Annotated in this window: 17 protein-coding genes and 2 pseudogenes; 10 read left to right on the top strand and 9 right to left on the bottom strand. The window is 65.7% G+C overall.

Annotation, left to right across the window (positions count from 1 at the left end):
* Nucleotides 1–385 precede the first annotated feature (385 nt).
* The 6 genes from GXW78_RS20835 to GXW78_RS20810 form a co-directional block, all read right to left on the bottom strand.
* Nucleotides 386–748, bottom strand: coding sequence for a recombinase family protein (locus GXW78_RS20835; RefSeq protein WP_211870817.1), 363 nt, complete (start codon nucleotides 746–748; stop codon nucleotides 386–388).
* Nucleotides 745–1,023: a DUF3489 domain-containing protein gene (locus GXW78_RS20830; RefSeq protein WP_211870816.1), complete on the bottom strand. Its 279-nt coding sequence runs from the start codon at nucleotides 1,021–1,023 to the stop codon at nucleotides 745–747. Before GXW78_RS20830 ends, GXW78_RS20835 begins: the two co-directional genes overlap by 4 nt.
* A 35-nt stretch (nucleotides 1,024–1,058) precedes the next feature.
* Nucleotides 1,059–1,376 carry a hypothetical protein gene (locus GXW78_RS20825; protein ID WP_211870815.1) on the bottom strand — a complete coding sequence of 106 codons (318 nt, stop codon included), beginning with the start codon at nucleotides 1,374–1,376 and terminating at the stop codon, nucleotides 1,059–1,061.
* Between the two features lie 707 nt (nucleotides 1,377–2,083).
* The gene (locus GXW78_RS20820) at nucleotides 2,084–2,560 is read right to left on the bottom strand and encodes a mechanosensitive ion channel family protein (protein WP_211870814.1); all 477 of its coding nucleotides are present in this window, start codon (nucleotides 2,558–2,560) and stop codon (nucleotides 2,084–2,086) included.
* A 76-nt stretch (nucleotides 2,561–2,636) separates the two neighbouring features.
* The gene (locus GXW78_RS20815; RefSeq protein ID WP_211870813.1) at nucleotides 2,637–3,164 is read right to left on the bottom strand and encodes a DUF421 domain-containing protein; all 528 of its coding nucleotides are present in this window, start codon (nucleotides 3,162–3,164) and stop codon (nucleotides 2,637–2,639) included.
* Nucleotides 3,165–3,802: 638 nt separating this feature from the next.
* Entirely contained in the window at nucleotides 3,803–4,210 is a 408-nt protein-coding gene (locus GXW78_RS20810) for a PRC-barrel domain-containing protein (RefSeq protein ID WP_211870812.1), read from the bottom strand.
* 221 nt (nucleotides 4,211–4,431) lie between these two features.
* Between GXW78_RS20810 and GXW78_RS20805 the strand changes: the two genes are divergently transcribed.
* The 3 genes from GXW78_RS20805 to GXW78_RS20795 all read left to right on the top strand — a co-directional run bounded on the left by GXW78_RS20805 (nucleotide 4,432) and on the right by GXW78_RS20795 (nucleotide 6,501).
* Nucleotides 4,432–4,812: a PRC-barrel domain-containing protein gene (locus GXW78_RS20805; RefSeq protein WP_246522477.1), complete on the top strand. Its 381-nt coding sequence runs from the start codon at nucleotides 4,432–4,434 to the stop codon at nucleotides 4,810–4,812.
* Nucleotides 4,813–4,895: 83 nt separating this feature from the next.
* Nucleotides 4,896–5,132, top strand: coding sequence for a DUF2171 domain-containing protein (locus tag GXW78_RS20800; RefSeq protein WP_246522491.1), 237 nt, complete (start codon nucleotides 4,896–4,898; stop codon nucleotides 5,130–5,132).
* Between the two features lie 64 nt (nucleotides 5,133–5,196).
* Complete coding sequence (locus GXW78_RS20795) at nucleotides 5,197–6,501, top strand: DUF2254 domain-containing protein (protein ID WP_211870809.1); 1,305 nt, start codon at nucleotides 5,197–5,199, stop codon at nucleotides 6,499–6,501.
* Nucleotides 6,502–6,569: 68 nt separating this feature from the next.
* Here GXW78_RS20795 and GXW78_RS20790 read toward each other — a convergent pair.
* Nucleotides 6,570–7,784, bottom strand: a pseudogene (locus tag GXW78_RS20790) (IS3 family transposase); the annotation flags it as partial.
* A gap of 214 nt (nucleotides 7,785–7,998) precedes the next feature.
* Here GXW78_RS20790 and GXW78_RS20785 point away from each other — a divergent pair.
* Nucleotides 7,999–8,946 (top strand): IS110 family RNA-guided transposase, encoded by a 948-nt coding sequence (locus tag GXW78_RS20785; protein WP_211870808.1) that lies wholly within the window; start codon nucleotides 7,999–8,001, stop codon nucleotides 8,944–8,946.
* A gap of 1,225 nt (nucleotides 8,947–10,171) precedes the next feature.
* On the opposite strand, the gene GXW78_RS20780 is transcribed toward GXW78_RS20785, so the two are convergent.
* A complete protein-coding gene (locus GXW78_RS20780) occupies nucleotides 10,172–10,426 on the bottom strand; it encodes a hypothetical protein (protein ID WP_211870807.1) in 255 nt (84 codons plus the stop codon).
* A 610-nt stretch (nucleotides 10,427–11,036) separates the two neighbouring features.
* On the opposite strand from GXW78_RS20780, the gene GXW78_RS28670 reads away from it, so the two are divergent.
* Nucleotides 11,037–11,321 (top strand): cupin domain-containing protein, encoded by a 285-nt coding sequence (locus GXW78_RS28670; protein WP_211870806.1) that lies wholly within the window; start codon nucleotides 11,037–11,039, stop codon nucleotides 11,319–11,321.
* A 476-nt stretch (nucleotides 11,322–11,797) separates the two neighbouring features.
* Here the strand turns inward: GXW78_RS28670 and GXW78_RS20770 are convergent, their stop codons facing one another.
* Entirely contained in the window at nucleotides 11,798–12,022 is a 225-nt protein-coding gene (locus GXW78_RS20770; RefSeq protein WP_211870805.1) for a hypothetical protein, read from the bottom strand.
* A 299-nt stretch (nucleotides 12,023–12,321) separates the two neighbouring features.
* On the opposite strand from GXW78_RS20770, the gene GXW78_RS20765 reads away from it, so the two are divergent.
* The 5 genes and pseudogenes from GXW78_RS20765 (at nucleotide 12,322) to GXW78_RS20745 (ending at nucleotide 16,971) form a co-directional block, all read left to right on the top strand.
* Nucleotides 12,322–12,600 (top strand): hypothetical protein, encoded by a 279-nt coding sequence (locus GXW78_RS20765; RefSeq protein ID WP_211870804.1) that lies wholly within the window; start codon nucleotides 12,322–12,324, stop codon nucleotides 12,598–12,600.
* Between the two features lie 873 nt (nucleotides 12,601–13,473).
* Entirely contained in the window at nucleotides 13,474–13,680 is a 207-nt protein-coding gene (locus tag GXW78_RS20760; RefSeq protein ID WP_211870803.1) for a hypothetical protein, read from the top strand.
* Nucleotides 13,681–13,750: 70 nt separating this feature from the next.
* Nucleotides 13,751–13,957: a hypothetical protein gene (locus tag GXW78_RS20755; protein ID WP_211870802.1), complete on the top strand. Its 207-nt coding sequence runs from the start codon at nucleotides 13,751–13,753 to the stop codon at nucleotides 13,955–13,957.
* Between the two features lie 230 nt (nucleotides 13,958–14,187).
* A pseudogene (locus GXW78_RS20750) lies at nucleotides 14,188–15,030 on the top strand (DDE-type integrase/transposase/recombinase); the annotation flags it as partial.
* Nucleotides 15,031–15,402: 372 nt separating this feature from the next.
* Nucleotides 15,403–16,971, top strand: a complete 1,569-nt coding sequence (locus GXW78_RS20745; RefSeq protein WP_211870800.1) for an alpha/beta fold hydrolase — start codon at nucleotides 15,403–15,405, stop codon at nucleotides 16,969–16,971.
* Nucleotides 16,972–17,057 lie beyond the last annotated feature (86 nt).

Below are 17,057 nucleotides of genomic sequence, written 5' to 3'. Positions count from 1 at the left end.
CCACGCTGCTTTCCGGAGTTTGTCGCCGGGCACTGAGGCGCTCGGAAGCAATTAGCCCTGTACGAGCACGCAGCCGAGCCACCGTGGTATGTGTCCAACGGCCTTTCCGACTGGGCGTCGGAATTCCCTGTGCGTTGAGCCCGCGCGCCATGGCCGCATCCGAGATAGGCGCCCCGGCAGAAATCCGTCTGATATCCAAGTTCAGACGGTGCGCGGCCCGCATCGCAGCCTCTCGTCGCTGGATTGTCGCCAGGACTGGATCCGGGCCCGAGCATGGCCGGTAGCCCCTGTCGCCGCCCAGCACCTTCCCTCGCGCCTTGGCTGCCGCCAGAGCCGCCTTGGTGCGCTCGCTGATCAGCTCCCGCTCCTTCTGCGCCATGGCGGCTTAGATCCGCAGCATCAGGTCGTCGGCGTTCGGCATGGCGGCGGCGCGGATCGAGACACCGTCCTCCAGCAGCTGAGATAGCGTGTGTGCCCGGCGCGTGATCCGATCCAGCCGCGCCGCTACCAGCACGGCGCCCAGCTGCCGACAGCGGGCAAGGGCCGCCTGGAACCCGGGCCGGCGGTCGTCCTTGCCGGACGCGATGTCCGGGTACTCCGCGACCAGGGTCCAGCCCTGGCTCGCGACGAACGACCGGATGCTGGCCTGCTGGGCCTCCAGGCCCAGCCCGCTGTTGCACTGCTCGGCGGTTGAGAACCGGATCAGCCCGACCGCCAGGCGCGGCTGGTGCGTTCCACCGCGCATCATCCGGCGATCCGGTAGATGGAGTAGGAACCCTTTGCGCCCTGGCTACCCGGCCCGACCTGGCGGACGCGCTCCAGCACCTCGATCGTGATGCCGCGGCGCTTGAGGCCGGCGAGGAAGCCGCGGACCGTGTGGGGCTGCCAGCCGGTGGCGTTGCGCGGGTGGCGCGGTGCGCTCCGGTCGCGCGGTGGGCGGCCTGGCTTCGCGGCGAGGACGGCGCGCAGGGCGGCGACGGCGTGGTCCAGGCCCTCGCGCTCAGCGGCGTCCGAGGGCGGCACCGGTGCAGACGCCGCGTGTGAGTCTCCCTGGCGAGCTAAGGGCAAGTCGGACCTGTCGGTTGCCGCGGGTGGGATCGGCGTCGCCAGGGCAACACCGTCCGTATCAGACTCCACCCCGATGGCGCGCAGCCGACGCCGGTGATGCGCAGCAGTCTGGTCCGCCCCTCGATCTGCCAGGCGTCCCGGGTGCTGCAGGCGCTGGCGGGCTCGTCGCTGACCAACCCCTGCTTGAGCAGCGACTTCGCTACCGTCTGCCGCGCCGCCGCCGGCAGCCGCTCGGGCGGGATGGCGAGGCGGTCGGCGCGCTGGCTCGCCTGGCTAAGGATGATCCGCCGCGTGTCGGAGAGTGCCATCTCGCGGCTCCTGGTACAGCACCCCGATGGTCCGCGTGCTACCAGCCCGAGCCCCTTGATGGGGCTGCGCGTGATCCCGCGCCCACGACCATTCGCTCCGAAGCAGCGCGAAGCCAAGCGAAGTTGGTGTAGTTTCCGACCGGGAGGCCCTCATGCACCCCTCTTATCGAAAGACGAAACTGTCGCGCCGGGCACATCTGGCCTGGAGGCCCTGAATCCGACATCCACTGCGCAAGGCGCTCTGGTGTTTCCTTGCAGCGGCGAGCGGCGCCCTCTGCGCCACGTGGATCTTCACGCACGACGAAGCCATCAATGAGATGCTCCTGATCGTAATTGGTGGGCCGAGCCTCCTTGCAATGCCGGTCGGCATCGTCTGGGGCTGCGTGTCACTGCTGGCGTCGCATGGAGAGTTCCGGCTGCGTCATGGCGTCGGCCGGATCGCGTCCTGGGAGGTAGCTCCTGCCGAATGGGAGGAGTTCCGCAGGTTCAACGCCGCGCGTGCCGCCAAAGGAGCAAACCTCCCCAGCGGCTACGCCCCGCGACCGTCGGAGGGACGCAGTGTTAAAGTGATGTTCGGTCGTCGCCAGGTGCTCGTCGATGATTACTACTGCCGGCTGCACCGCTTTGCGCTGCCCGAACTCATCTGGGTAAACTGGCTGAACCGACCGGGCGAGCCGGAATGCTTGGAGTTCGGGCTGCTCTCTGCGTCAGAAACCAGCAGCGTAAGGACGGCGCTGCGGGTGCCTGTGCCGGCAATAGCCAGGGCGGCCGGCGTGCAGGTCTTCTACCATTTCCAGCAGGCGGTGCCGAAGCGCACGGTCGGCCTTGCATTCCGCCGTCCCTGGCAGATTCTGCAGCACGTCGCGGAAGGCAAATCCAATCGCCACGCCGCCGATACCGAGCAGGCCGAACAGGTCGGCCGCGGAGACCGAGGGAAACGCGACGGCGGCGACGATCAAAAACACGATGAGCGTGGCGACGCCGCCCCCGATGCGCCCCAGCACAGCGGCCGAGCCGGCGGAGGCCTCCCGCCGCGACGCGGCGCGGGTGACCGCGGCGCGTATGCCGCGTACCAGGAGCAGACCGAGGCCGAAGACCACTAGGCCCAGAAGCACTCCCGGCAGCATGGCGGCTGCGGAGTGGCCCAGAGCTTCGAGGCGGCCGAGCGCTTCGTCGAACATCATATGATCTCCGTTCAACAGAAAGCAAACGCGCCGGGGGGCGAAAGTGCGCGGGGCGCGGACGGGGCCCATGCCCTGGCTAGCGTGGCCCGCCGTCCGAGGTTCCAACGCCGTCCAGGGTGCCAACAGCCCCGGCCCGGCTCACGTGTCGGATGACGCTGAGGCTACCGTCCGTCTCGAGAATGACGGCCGCGACCTGCGCCGTCTCGACCGCGCCCTGGCCCCGCAGGGCGGCAAGGACCTCCGCGCGCGTCACGCGCTGCGCGCGCATCGCGCCTTCTAGAAAGCGGCCACGGTGGAGCAGGAGAGTCGGCTCCGACTTCACCAAGTCGCTAAACCATGACGACCGGACGGAGAGCCATGCGACGAGGTATTGCAGGCCGGCTAACAGGCTGAACGCGGCGAGGCCCTCAACCAGGGCCACTGACTTGCTGAGCAGCACGGTGGCCAGAGTGGAGCCAAGCGCGACTGTGACGATCAGGTCGAAGGCATTTAGCTTCGCCAGTGTGCGCTTGCCCGAGACGCGGAGCAGCATCACCAGGGCCGCGTAGGCCAGTGTCCCGACCACCACCACGCGGAGCAGGCCGAACCAGCTGTCGAAGAACATTTTCGGGCCTTTCCGAGGGGTCTCGCCTAGCTCGATCCGCGCCTGAGGTTCTGCCAAACACGGCGTGCATGATGATTAGCAAGGTCTACGCAACTGCTTGCCCGGGAGAGGTGGCTTCTACCGTCAAGTTTCGCCTGCTCCCGGACACATTGCTGGCGACGCAGCTCAGCGTTCGCGGGGCGTTGCGGCGCGCGCTGCAGCATCGTCCGAGCTGCCTCGCGGTTGTGACGTTTGTGAGCGTGCTGCGCGGCGGCAGGTCGGGCGCATCGGCGGGATCGGATCGCGCTCCAACGCCGCGATAAGGTCGCCCATCTCGGCGATTTCCCGTTCTTGCGCCTGGATAATCTGGTCCGGCATCGCAGTGAATGGGCAGAGAGGCATCCGGCGCCTCGCAGTCCATTGTCGGTCCGTCGAATGGACGGGCCGGGAGGGACCCAAGGGCAGCATCGCCAACTTCCTATCGTCTCCGTCGTGCGTCGGTGGAAGACGACACGGTTCGGCTGAGCGGCAGGCTGAGCGGCAGCGCCCACGATGCTAGAAGGCTGGCGCTTGGGGCGCTAAGTTGGGGACTGTGCCGCGGACCCGAGGCGAGAGCGGCGCTGGCACGGCCAGCGCCACACCTCGCAGCAAGGCAGAAGTCACCGTCGCGTCGGATAGGTGAATTCCGGACGCGCCTTCAGGCTATCTACGGTTGCGCCAGGCAGCGTCCAGCGCTCACGCTCGCTATTCCAGCGCAACTCGCTGAGCGGGATCGCGATATAGCGCTCGCCCACTCCCAGAAAGCCGCCGACGGACAACACCGCGATTGTGGCACCCCCAGCGGTGTCGACCATCAGGTCGTGGACCTCACCAACGCCGCGGTTCTCTTCGTTAATGATGTTCGCGCCAATGATCTGGCTGGCGCGCCGGGCACTGGCCGCCGGCGTGGGGGTGGTGACCGTGGCTGTCGGAGGCGAGGTAACCGACGGCGACGACGGTGCGGTCTGCGCCGGAGCCGGGGCCTGTGCCAGCGCGAAGCCGGGAATAGCGACGATAGCGATGGCCATCAGAGCGCGCCGCGGAGATGAATGTGTCATTTGGCTTTCCCTCAGATCCTGGAGCGGACTGTCCGCGCAACGCTGGACTGCCATCGAAGTTCCCACGACGAGGCCGGGAACAGATAAGTCGTCACGCCAGGATCACATTTGCCGATCCTTCCCGAGCGCCCGCAACTGCGTTGCCAGCACGAGGGTTAGCAGATCAGCGCAAACATAGGATGGAGGCGGAGATGTCCGATCGCATGGCAGGCAAGGGTGTCGCACTGAACGAAACCCAACAGCTCATCTCCTCGGACAAGGTCGAGGGCACAAGCGTGTATGGCGCTGATCGTGAGAAGATCGGTTCGATCTACACCCTGATGCTCGACAAGCGATCAGGCAGTGTGTCCTACGCCGTGGTCAGCTTCGGCGGCTTCCTGGGTATCGGCGACGATTACTACCCTCTGCCATGGAAGAGCCTTTCCTACGACGTGGATCTAGGCGGCTACGTCACCTCGGTCACGCGCGATCAGCTGGAGAAGGCCCCGCGCTACCGTGCAGATGAAACGCCGTGGGACCGGCCCGATTATGGGCGCGGCATCAGCGAGTACTACGGCACAACGATGATCTGATGTTCCTGCGCGCGCTGGCGCTTCAAATAGCTTCAGCGCGACAGGACCTTACAAATCAAGCAGGAGGAAAGAGCGTGAGCGAGATGACCAGCCAGATCCGCGAGCATATGACCGTCATTGCGAGCTGTGGGAAGCAGGTGGGGACGATCGACCATGTCGAAGGGAAAAGCCTGAAGCTGACCCGCAAGGACAATCCGAATGACAGTGGTGAACACGAGTACCTGCCCATGAGCGCCGTCGCCTCTATCAAGGGCGACGAGGTGCACCTCAACATCAACAGCGAGGAAGCCAAGTCGGCAGTGACAAGATCCGCTCAATAGGCTGCTCGTGTGCGCGAGCGGCAGGGCCGCAGCCACTTAGCTCAGCCAGACGGTCAGTAAGAGCGTGAGCAATTATGTTCGCGGTCGATTGGAAGCGCTGGGTGATGCCTTTTGGCTTCGCCCGGCGCTTCTGGTGCTTTTGGGGGTACTCGCTGGCGAAGGCGCGGTTTCCCTGGAGATTGCGGGTTGGCCAGACGCTGTACTATCAGCTGGTTGGTTGTATGCCGGAGGTGAGTCCGGCGCTCGTGCGCTACTCAGTGCAATTGCAAGTTCGACGATCGGCGTAGCCGGCACCACATTCTCGATTACGGTAGCAGCGTTATCGTTGGCATCCGGCCAGATGGGTCCGCGGCTTCTCCGCAACTTCATTCGCGACGCCGGCAATCAAATTGCGCTTGGAATATTTCTCGGAACATTCGCCTACGCGTTGATTGTCCTGCGGACAGTACGCTCCACTGACGAGGGGGCCTTTGTGCCGCACCTCGCCGTTACTGGCGCTCTCGTTCTTGCCCTTCTGTCCGTGGCAACCCTTGTTTGGTTCGTTCACCACGTTGCCTCCGGAATAAACGTTGAAACGGTGATTGATCTTGTTCACCGCGACTTACAGGAAGCAGTTGGTCGTCTCACCTTGGATTGTCCCGATGCACAGTTTCCGGCGGCCGCACCTTCGGGCTCTCCGGTTCGATTGGAAACAAGCGGCTACCTTCGGGCACTAGATGAGGACGCATTGGCTGACTGGGCGGCGAACGCGGGGCGGACCCTAATCCTCAGAGTGCGGCCAGGCGACTATGTCTTCCCTGGCGTTCCGATAGCTGAAGTGACTCCGGGCGAGCTAGTAGAAGCAGAAGAGCAACTGCGAAATGCAATGGTGCTTGGGCCACGGCAAGCCGCCGCACAGGACCTGGAGTTTGCCGTGCGCCAGCTTGCCGAGGTCGCCGTTCGCGCCCTTTCGCCAGGCATAAACGACCCCTTCACCGCCGTCGCTGTGCTGGATCGGTTCGGCGATGTGCTTTGCTGGATGACACGTCGGCATTTACCTGGCCCCGTTGTGCTCCGCGACGGCCAAGCTGTGCTTTTCCGACGGGCTATCGACTATGACGGGCTGCTGGATGCCATGTTCCACATGATCAGACAGGCCGGCGCAAGCTCGGCGGCCGTCATAGTGCGGCTCGTTGAGGTACTTGGGATAGCCCTCGAGGCGGAGACGAACCCTGTTCGTCGAACCGCCTTGAGAAGGCATGCCGACCTCGCGCTCGCTGCAGGCCAGCGGGAACTTCATGAGCCTGCCTCAGTAGAGGACCTGCGGGTCCGACACACTCGTTGTTACGAGACTGGGCTTTCGCAAGATCAAGATGAGATCGCTCAGTAGTCACTAGACATCAGAGGCTCACGACACAGGCCCCGCGACGGCTGCCGCCCTGGGAGCATAGCGGCTTGGGTTGCTGACTGTGCGGCGATGAACTCACGGGGCGAGCGCATGCGCAAGCCGCTGTGAGGGTGGATGGTATTGTAATCCTCGAACCATTCGGCCAGGCGCTGCAGGACGGAGATGGCGTCTGGCCTTGGGTTCACGCGGACGTAGTCGCGCTTGAAGGTCTTCACGAAGGCCTCGCAGACGCCGTTGCTCTCGGGGCTGCGGACCGGAGTGAAGCAGGCGACGAGGTTCAGGGCGACGGCGAAGTCGGTGGTCTCGCCAGCGGTGTAGGCGGAGCCGTTGTCGGCCAGCCACTGCACGGGCTGCGGGGCGTGCAGGTCATCGAAACGCCGTTCGACGCAGTCGAGCATCATGTCGCGGATCATCTCGCCGCGGATGCCGCCGCCGGAGGTGGCGACCCAAGCCATGACCTCGCGGTCATGGGTGTCGATGGCAAAGGCGACGCGGACGACCTCGCCGTTCCAGCAGGAGATCTCGAAACCGTCCGAGGCCCAGCGCTGGTTGGAGGCCGCGGCGATGACGGTGCCCTCATGCGCGCGGATGGCGCGCCGGCCGGTGTGGGGCTGCAGGAGCAATGAAGCCTGGCGCATGAGACGAAAGACGCGCTTGTGATTGAGCGGCGGCTCGCCCGAGCTGCGCCTGGCGCGGTTGAGCAGCGCCGTGACGCGGCGATAGCCGTAGGTGGGGCGGCGTCGGTGATGGCGCGGATCTCGGCCAGGACAGCATCATCCTCGGCGCGGCGATAGGGGCGCGCCGCGGCCGCTCGGGCCGGCGGAGATGGTCGGCCAGGTTGGACCGGGCGACGCCGATGGTGTCGACCACGGCCTTCACCGGGAACCTGCCGGTGGCGGCGATGGCAAGCGCCACGCGTGTTTTTTTGGGCGGGCCTGCTCGAGGGCCTCGCGCAGGATCTCGGTCTCCATGGTCTTGCGGCCGAGCAGGCGCTCGAGCTCGCGGACACGGTTCTCGAGTTCCCGGACGCGGCTGATCGGGACGACCTCCTCGTCGGCCCTGACCGCCTCCTGCCCGCCCTCGGCCATGCGCCGCCTCCACTGGAACAGCAGGCTGGGGGAGACGCCGTGCAGCCGGGCAACGGCGGAGACCGTCATGCCGGGCTGCAAGGTCTGCTCGACCAGCCGGACCTTTTCCTCGGCAGTGTAGCGCCGGCGGCGATGCATGCTGGTGATGATCTCGACGCGTTCGATGGGCTTCGACATAGGCGTGCGCCTAGGCTTGAACCTAGGCCCTTTGTATCTCGATGTTGCCCGCCGGCAGTGATTCGGCGAGGCTGGCAGCGGCCGGGAGCCCGTTAGGCCCTCGGGTGATCGAGCCCGTCTCAGAGCATGGCGCGCCGTCCGCTGTCATTTCCGAAAACCCGAACGGTCGCTTGGGCCGTCGCACACGACGAGCCCGCATTCGCAAGGACGGGCCATGGAGAAAGCCTCACCAACGCCGGTCTTCGTCGGCATCGACGTCTCCAAGGACCGGCTCGGCCTTCACATCTTGCCTTCGGGCCGGGCCGTGGCACTTCCCAACGACGATCCTGGGGTGTCGCGGATAACGGCCCTGCTGGCTGATCTGCCCGTTGCCCTGGTCGTGCTGGAGGCGACTGGCGGCTACGAGGCTAGGCTCGCCGCAGACCTCGCTACCGCCAACTTGCCGCTCGCCGTCGTAAACCCTCGGCAAGTCCGCGACTTCGCCCGCGTTACGGGTCGGCTCGCCAAGACAGATCGCATCAATGCCGCCCTCCTCGCGCTATTCGCCGAACGTATCCGACCCGAGCCCCGGCCGATGCCCAATGTCCAGGCGCGAACTCTGGCAGAACTGGTCGCCCGGCGGCGCCAGGTCGTCGAGATGATCGTGATGGAGGGCAACCGACGCCGCTGTGCCAACAATCCAAAGGTGCGTGCAGACATAGATGCCGTCTTGGCGATGCTGCCCGCCCAACTCGCCAGCCTGGACGGCGATATCGAAGGCGCTGTGCGATCCTCACCGCTGTGGCGTGCGACCGAGGACCTGCTGCGCTCGGTGCCCGGCATCGGCGGCGTCACGGCGCGCACGCTCATCGCCGAACTGCCTGAGTTGGGTCGCCTGGACCGGCGCAGGCTCGCCGCTTTGGTAGGCGTCGCTCCAGTGAACCGTGACTCCGGCCAACAACGTGGGCACCGGGCAATCGCCGGCGGCCGCACATCGCTACGCAATGCCTTGTTCATGGCCACCCTGGTGGCGGTCCGGCACAACGCCCTGCTGAAGGCTCACTACGATGCGCTCGTCGCCCGAGGGCGGCCCAAGAAAGTCGCCCTGATCGCCTGCATCCGGCGCCTTCTCGGCATCCTCAATGCCATCGTTCGGAGCAAGACCCCGTGGCAGTCCGCTTGACCCGCAAGACGGTCGCTCCAGGCTATGCCGCCTGTCCGGTCGAATTGGGGGCCGCTCCACGCGTCACTTGAACGCTGCCTCCCATTTGACGCAACTAGCGTTTTATCCAGCAGCAGTAGCGTAGCCCCGCTTGTGACGAGCGATGCGCAAAGCACTCAACCACTCCTTGCCTTCAAGCGTTCGCGTCACTGAACCCCCCTTAAGAGGAGAACGTAATGAGTGCGACCCGGCAGACCCCAGAGTCCTCCACCGGTGCCATGCAGCAGGCGTGCACCCACGCATCGCAATGGGTCCGCGACTACCCGATGCATGCGCTTGCGGTCGCGTTCCTGAAGGGCTTGGTGCTGGGTATATGGTTGCGGAGGTAGGGGCGCATTGCGCCAGTTCACCCCAACCGCGTAACCGCAAAGCGCTGGCTGGATTTTTGGTGCGGAGGATCCCCCATGCCACGACATCAACCGCTAATGCACGATGCTAAAGGGGCCTTGCTGGAGGGCGCTGCACGCGCCCTAGCTAGCGCACGAGCGCGTGCGGAGTTTGGCGAAGACGCATTCTGCTTCCGGGCCAACCGCGTCGGCGACAGCCACGTGTTCCGGTGTTCTATCATGTTCCGGCCGGGACGGCCCGGCGAGAAGCCAGCAAGGACCATGATGCTTAGCGTACGCTGAGGCCTATCGGTACGCATTCGGCCAGATCGACCAGCGCCCGAAAGGCGCGCGTCAGGCTCGTGGGTCGGGGTGGGCGGGCGGGCGGGCGGGCGGGCGGTGATGGGAAAATCTGGGCCGCGGGGCAATGTCGAGTGCGATTGCGCGAGCACCGCGGAACTGCCGTGACTTTCGTTGGGCGGGCCTGTTTGTTTTGATACCCGAACCGGGGAACGACCATGGCCGCGTCATTGGCTACTCCTTTCCCACTGAAGCCGGCGCCTCCGGCAGATGCTGTCGTGACGCACTGCTCGGCAGCAACGCGTGGCATGCGTCCTGCCATCACTCAGAGGGCTCCGGAACCATGCAGGGACAGGGCCTGAAAATCGATGCGCGGCTTCCGAAGTTACCCCATAGGCTTTGGGTGAACGCAGCGAACCGCGTTGGCGCCATTGGACTGGAGATGGCCGTCGATAAAGGCAGCCGCCACGGCGATGAGCCGAAGCGGCGCATGGTTAGCTCCGTAGCAGCAGGCCGAGGGCCACGCCGCCGAAGAAGGCGACGCTCAGGGCTGCCAATGGTTAATCCCGCACGGTGATGCCGGCGTGGCGCACGAACAGGTGGGCCTGATCACCGGCATGCCGCAGAGGAGCAGCCGCCGCTCGCTGGGCGGCTATTCGTTCGACCTGCTCGCGGAGGTCGGCGATCTCAGCCGCCAGGGTCGCTGGCGAAGGCGCAGCGAGGTCCAGAAGTGTGTCCTTCGCTTCCTCGAACTCCCGTAGCGCCGCGTCGAGTGTGTCTGCATTGGTGCTGTCGGCGATGCTCGCGGCGCTCATGGCTCCCCCTTCCGGAAGCGCACCACGGGCCCGGCCGGCTACCGGCGAAGGAGCCCCTTCGCCGGTTGCGTCAGTGCCGAAGCAAGGCCCGTCCCGTCGTTGTTGCAGCCCGGGGACGGCGGCCACGGTCGCAGCGCAGCAGCTCCCGTCTCGCCCTAACGCGGCCGAGCCAGTTACGATGCGACAACACCTGCCGGTGAGCGTGCAGGTGCGAAATCCGTGCTTGCGCCGCCTTCAACGCGCGGAGGGCCACATTCGGCTCCCGATCGAGGATTACCAGCAGCGCACGGGCTGAGGGGTGGGGCTTGGTCCGGTGCTGCACCCAATTCCGCACCGTCGCGACCGGAACGCCGATCGCACCGCCGCTGGCTCAGGCGTAGAGTGCGGGCGCGGGAGGTAATACTGACCGCGCTGTAGGGGGAGCCTCGTGCCGATCATTACTCCAGACAAGATGACGCTTGAGCAGAACGGCGACGATGGCCCGTGTGGTGCCTCGGAGGTGCGTTGGATCGGTGACCCCGGTGGGCTGACTCAGTTCGGGGTTCTCGAGGAACGTCTAGCTCCTGGCTCAAGGTCTGCCCTGAAGCACTGGCACATGGCTTAAGACGAGATGGTTTACGTCTTGTCTGGGGAGGTAACCGTCGTAGAGGGAGATGTGGCGACCAGCCTTCGGCCGGGCGATGCGGCGACATTCCCCGCTGGTCTCGCAGTCCGGCACTGTGTGGAGAACCGGTCGTCCGCCCCTTGCCGTTATCTCGTTATGGGGACACGAGCCGACACCGACATAATCACTTACCCTGACAGCGGGAAGCGATGCGTTCGATTGAGGTCTTTGGATAGGGACTTGTGGATCGACACGTCAGGGAAGCCCACTAAGTCGCCCTATCGCGACTAACTCCGATGCCGGACCCGCAGGACTGCGCGGCGGCCATACTCTCAACCCTACCTAGGCGCATCGGCGGCGGGCTGCGAGGTGGCAGTTGAGCGCATTGGTCTACGACCACCAACCTTGAGCGAGCGAAAGCACAGCGTCGCGCCGAATGGGAGGCGGCTGAGGCGGAGAAAGCACGACGCAAGGCGATGAAGGCCGCGAGTACGTAGAGGCAACCGACCATCGGCCGCGGTGTTGCGGCTCGACACCATTCCGGGGGCCGATCGTGCACCTCATCGCGTCGCGGATCGTCGATCAGTCGGACCTGTTGTGCCAGCTGGGGGGCAATTTGGCGGTAAGGAGGACAGCGCCTGGGCGAAGTGGATGCTGGGGCGGGCGGGTGAAGGGAAACGCCCAGAGCCCGGCTCCCGGCGCGCGAAGATGCCCAGACCGAGGACTTCCCCTGACCGAAAGCAGTCGCGATGAAATGCGAGGCGCGGTCAGCGCAAGTCCGGATCATCGAGAATGGCGATGACCGCATGAAGGATCCGAATCGCGCGCTCATGCCCGGCCTCGTGGGCGCTCGCAAGCGCCAGATCCAACGCCGGCGTCACAGCGGCGAAGTACCCCCCGCCAGCGTCAACGGCCGAGTGGGCCTCAGTCATCTGCGGCGCGCCACGGCTCACCTCGGACGAAGCAATATTGGTCGGTTGGATGCTGGTCATTTGCTGTATCCCGGCAACGATCATGTAGCGTTAGATTCCCCGACATGCGTGCTTCAACATCGTCAAATACCCGCACCAGTTGTATGTCGCGCTAACCGCTTGTTTCAGCGTGAATTGAGAAGCTGAGCCGGCAATCGCTTGACGCACAATTAACGCCTCCTCCGATCCTCTCACGATCGGAAACGCGCTTTTCGCATCGAATTGCGTCCCCCACCCCGCCGATTGGGTGTACTTGCCGCCGCCTAACACGCCCGTGATTCGGATTCTGCCGGGCCGACGACGTCCGCTCGGAGGAACTCGTGGGAAAAAGCGTTCTTGAAGCCGCGATCGAGGCGGCTATCAGGCAGCAACTATCGTTTGCCGACCAGCCGTTGGAAGCACTCCGGGCCATCGCGGCGGAGTTGCGCGTTGCGTTGGACGGCGCCGCCTTACTCGGCGACGCGTCTGCGCTGGCTTTGGCCAGACGCCAGTTCGAAGCTGCATTGCGGAAAATCTGGCAGGAGTCGGGAGGCGAGTCAGCCTTCTGCCCGTTGGGCGCGCCGCCCAAGCACTTTGGTCCGGACGCGATGGTGGGCTGACGGAACGCACCAACACAATGGAACAACCAATTATAGACGGTGCTCTTAATCGATTAGATGGATCATTTGCTGTAACTCCACTATTGCCTGGCAGGTCATAACCCCCGCCGGGACTGCCAGCGGTGGAGCTTCCCCCTCACCTCATGCCGCGTCTCCTCGCGCCGCCCGGAGCGCCTGAGATGACAATTGCATCCCGCTACATCGGCGGCATTCCCTAGATCCCGGCATGCAGACGGGGGCGCTCCCCGAACTGCGCATCGGTCGGCACGACGCCGGGTATTGTCGAGGTTGCCAAACCCTCGTCTAGGCTTACGCCAATGGACCGCGGCGGTCAGGCGGGGCGCCCGATCACCGTTGCCGGTACATCGGGAGGCGTGAGTGGCGCGGACAGGGGCTGCAACAACCTGCTCGCATCGCTGCTGCTGGAGCGGGCTCCCTGCCGCCGTCCGTCATTGGCGGCATGGCCGGCAACAGCTTCGGTCGGCGCGGCAATCCCGGCGATGCGATGTTCCCGACCGCCGCGGCGCCGCAGGTCGGCGGCGAGATGCCGTTCGGCGGGTAGCAGGGGACGGCTGATGCAGGACGCCGACCAGCAGCCGAAGCCAGCTGCGCCCCCTCGCGGCGGTCCTGCGGCCGCGGGCTGCCGGACCATCTGGCGCGCTCGGCGGCGCGGCGTAAGGCGGTCCTGTTCATTCCTGTGTGGGCACCCTGAACCGTTTGCCGCGATCAAGGCCGCCATCGCATCAGGGGGGCAGGTGATGACTGGGTCGGGCACGCTGCAATGACTGCTGATTCCGCCCACGCGCTTATCCGGTGTGAACGGTGGGCCGGCGAGACGGTTGTGTTCAGGCTGTAGGCACGGATCGTCTCGATATGTTCATGAACACCCATCGAGGTGCCGCTCTCTGGCAGGCCGCCGAACTGCCCCTGGCCGGCCTCACGCTGGTTGAGGCGGCCGTGGCAATGGGCGTCACTCCTCTTGTCTTCGGCCGGGTGCTGCGGTCGCGAGCGCGCCTAGATCGCGCCGCTGAGCACGCGGCGCTGGCCGTGCCGACGATGAGGAAAAGAGGCGGCTGGTAAGGTCGACGGCGCAGGCGCTGGGAGCCTTGCCCGTCCCACCTCTCCGGACCATCTCCAGTCTATGCGGTGGATGGTGCGCTACGTCGCTTACTGCTGGGCCGGTACGCTTGGGCTACTCGCCGTCGTGTGGGCTGTCGCCGGCTTTCAGTCACTCGGGGTCGAGGGCCATGCCCGTATTGCCCTTATCCTTGGCATCCTGTTCACCACAGGCGTGGCTTCGGTGCTGATGGCGCTGGTGTTCCACAGCTCTCGCAGCGGCAAGGACAAGGGATTCTAGAAACGGGTTCCGACGGCCCCGTGACTAGCAGGCGCGTCACGGTGGCCGATCCGCCTAACAGAAAGCCCGCCGAGCGCAAGTCGGCGGCCAAGGTGGACTGCCCGCGTCGGCCTTACCGGGCTGGGTAACCATGCGGCGTCGGGAGCATGCCAGAGCAGTGGAGGGCTGCCTGGGTGTTGGTCCCAGGCTTTGATGGTGCAGTCTTCTCCCTGGGACGGAGGGGACGCGCTATGGGCCAGGTCCTCCACGGCTGCGCACGCCCGACTGAGGCGGTCCGTCGCGCGATCCAGCATAGCGAAGAGAGCCTGAGGGCTCTGGCCCGGCGGCAGGGGGTCAACCCGAAGACGATCGCCAAATGGCGGGCGCGAGCCGATGTCGCCGATCGGCGGGCCGGGCCCGCCGAGGCCCGCTCCACCACCCTCTCGGCCGAGGAGGAGGAGGCGATCGTTGTCGCCTTCCGCGTCACACCCTGCTGCCGCTCAACGACTGCCTCTGCGCCCTGCAGCCCACCATCCCGCACCTGACGCGCTCGCCTCTGCATCGATGCCTCAAGCGCCATGGCATCTCGCGCCTGCCCGAAACCGACGGCGACAAGCCTGCTCGCAAGCGCTTCAAGGCCTATCCGATCGGCTACTTCCACATCGACATCGCCGAGGTCAGGACCGAGCAAGGCAAGCTCTATCTTTTCGTGGCCATCGACCGCACCTTGAAGTTCGCCTTTGCCCAATTGCACGAGCGTGCATCCACGCGGATCGCCGCCTACTTCCTGCGTGCCCTGCTGCTGGACGTGCCCTACCGCGCGCACACCATGCTCACCGACAACAGCCAGCACTTCACCACGTCCGGCAACATCGCCTCGGCCGCTCCGCTCATCCGTAAGGCGATGGACCGCGGCGAGATCTTCCGCGCCAATGCCTTCGAACTCGCCTGCGCCTAAAACCGCATCGAGCACCATTTCACCAAGCCCTATCACCCATGGACGAGACGGCTAAGTCGAGAGGATGAACAGGACGCTCAAGGAAGCCACCGTTCAGCGCTATCACTACGTCAGCGCCGACGCGCTCCGAAGCCACTCGCTCTGTTTCAAAGCCGTATCACGTGACCGCCTAGCCCATGTTACGCTGCAGCCTCGGCATGCCCGAGCAGGCCGCTTTTTCGTGCGAGCGTCAGCGCAGTTTGCAGTCGATCCCGGGTTGGAACAGGGCGAGCATCGGCTTGATCCAGCGTGGCCGCGACCCCCTCCTTACCGCAGACTTGCTCTGCACTTCCAAAGCCTGTGTCACGTTGCGGCGTTGGGCGTCGGTGCCCGACGACGAGCTTCCCATGTCAGCGCGACGCAAGCGGCAGGCCAGGTCTCATGGACACGGTTTGAATTCGCCTTATTCTCATAATGGCAGGAGGAAGAGGCGGCATTCGTGAACCATACGGCGGACAGGCCGGGAGCTATGGAAGCAGATCGCGCGATCAGTGCGCCGCAAGCTGCCACGGATTTCGGGACCGCCCTGCTTCTTGCCCGCCAGTCGATGACGCATTGGATCCACAAGGTGCATGCCGGCGCCGACGCCACGCTGGGCCTCGATGACACATCCTCCCAGCCTCGCCCCGAGGACGTGCTTCACCCGAACGATCGCATCCAGCTTCTCATCGATCGCAACGGACGGGTCATCCACGCCAACGATGCAGCCAAGCGGTGCCTGGATGACGAAGGACCGTGGTTGGATGCGGCGAGCGTCCGCGCCGTCTGGCCGCAGGCCGAGATCCTGCCCACGCCCCTCCGACTTCGCCTCGGCGATCGCCAGATCCTGCTCATCGCGAAGCCAAGTCCGATCCATGGCACGATCATGGTGGAGGAACCCGCCGCGGCCTGGTCCGCGACCGTCGTCCGCCAGGTTGCCGCCACCTTCTGCCTGACGCCGCGCGAAGCCGACATCCTGCGTGCTCTCGGCGATGGCGAGGACATCGCAGCCATCGCCATGCAGGCCGGGCGTTCCGAAGGCACGGTCCGCCAGCAGGTGAAGGCCATCCTCGGCAAGCTGCGCGTCGGCAGCCAGGCGCAGGCAGTTGCGCTGCTGCTGGCTTTCGCCGCCAGCCCCGACCTTTCCTCGGACATCCATCCTGGCGGCGGAATCACCGCGGAAACGACAACGGACAGCACCGGGCGCCGGATCGCTTTCCGCCGCTTCGGTACTGCAGGCGGTGCGCCGGTGCTGTTGCTGCATGGCGCGCTGTTCGGCGTGGGCGCCCTGCTGCAGGAACGCCAGGTGGCCGCGGCGCTCGGGCTCGACATCATCGCGCCGGAGCGCCCGGGCTATGGCGGCACGAAACCGCCCAGTCAGGGTGCCGACATCGCCGCAGCCATCGTCGCGGATGTCCGTTCCGTGCTGGCCGCGCTCGGCATCGGGCGCGTCGTGGTGCTGGCGCATGATGTGGGAACGGCCGCAGCCTTCCGCCTGGCCGCGGAGAGCCCGGATCTGGTGGCCGGCATTGTCGCCGCCCCCGCGACACCGCCCATGCGCGGCTGGTCGCAGACGGCGGACATGCCGCCGAGCCATCGCGTCCATGCCTGGGCCAGCCAGCATATGCCGAGGCTGATGGACCACTTCATCTCGCTCGGCATCCGCCATGTGCAGCGACACGGGCTTTCCAGCCTGCCGGGACTGGTCTTCGGGGGCTGCGCGCATGATCGGGACGCCTGGCTGCAGCCTTCCTGCCGCGCCTCGCTGCGGGACGGGCATGACCTGATCATGGCCGGGTCGGCGGCGGGATTCCGCGACGACATGCAGCTCACCAACCAGGATTGGTCGGCGCTTGCATGCCGTGTCGACTGCCCTGCCCATCTGCTACATGGCCTGCTCAGCCGGACCGTCTCGAAGCAGGCAGTGGGGGCGTTGGGTGCATCGCTGGCGCAAGGAAGGGTCGAAGTCGTGGCGGAGGCCGGCCACACCCTGCCGTTGACGCATGCGGTCCTGGTCCTGCGACGCGTCGCTGACATGGCCGAGCGCGCCGCGGGCTGAATGCGTCACAACTGCCGGTATCCCATATGGGATATTGAAGGGCGCGGCATCTTCCGACATCCGGATCGGCAACGACCGGGAAGAAT

Origin of the sequence: Neoroseomonas terrae (assembly GCF_018129025.1) — a bacterium.
In the GTDB taxonomy this organism is placed as follows: Bacteria; Pseudomonadota; Alphaproteobacteria; order Acetobacterales; family Acetobacteraceae; genus Neoroseomonas; species Neoroseomonas terrae.
Note: the sequence above shows the minus strand (reverse complement) of the source record. Positions and strands in the feature narration are given on the sequence as shown.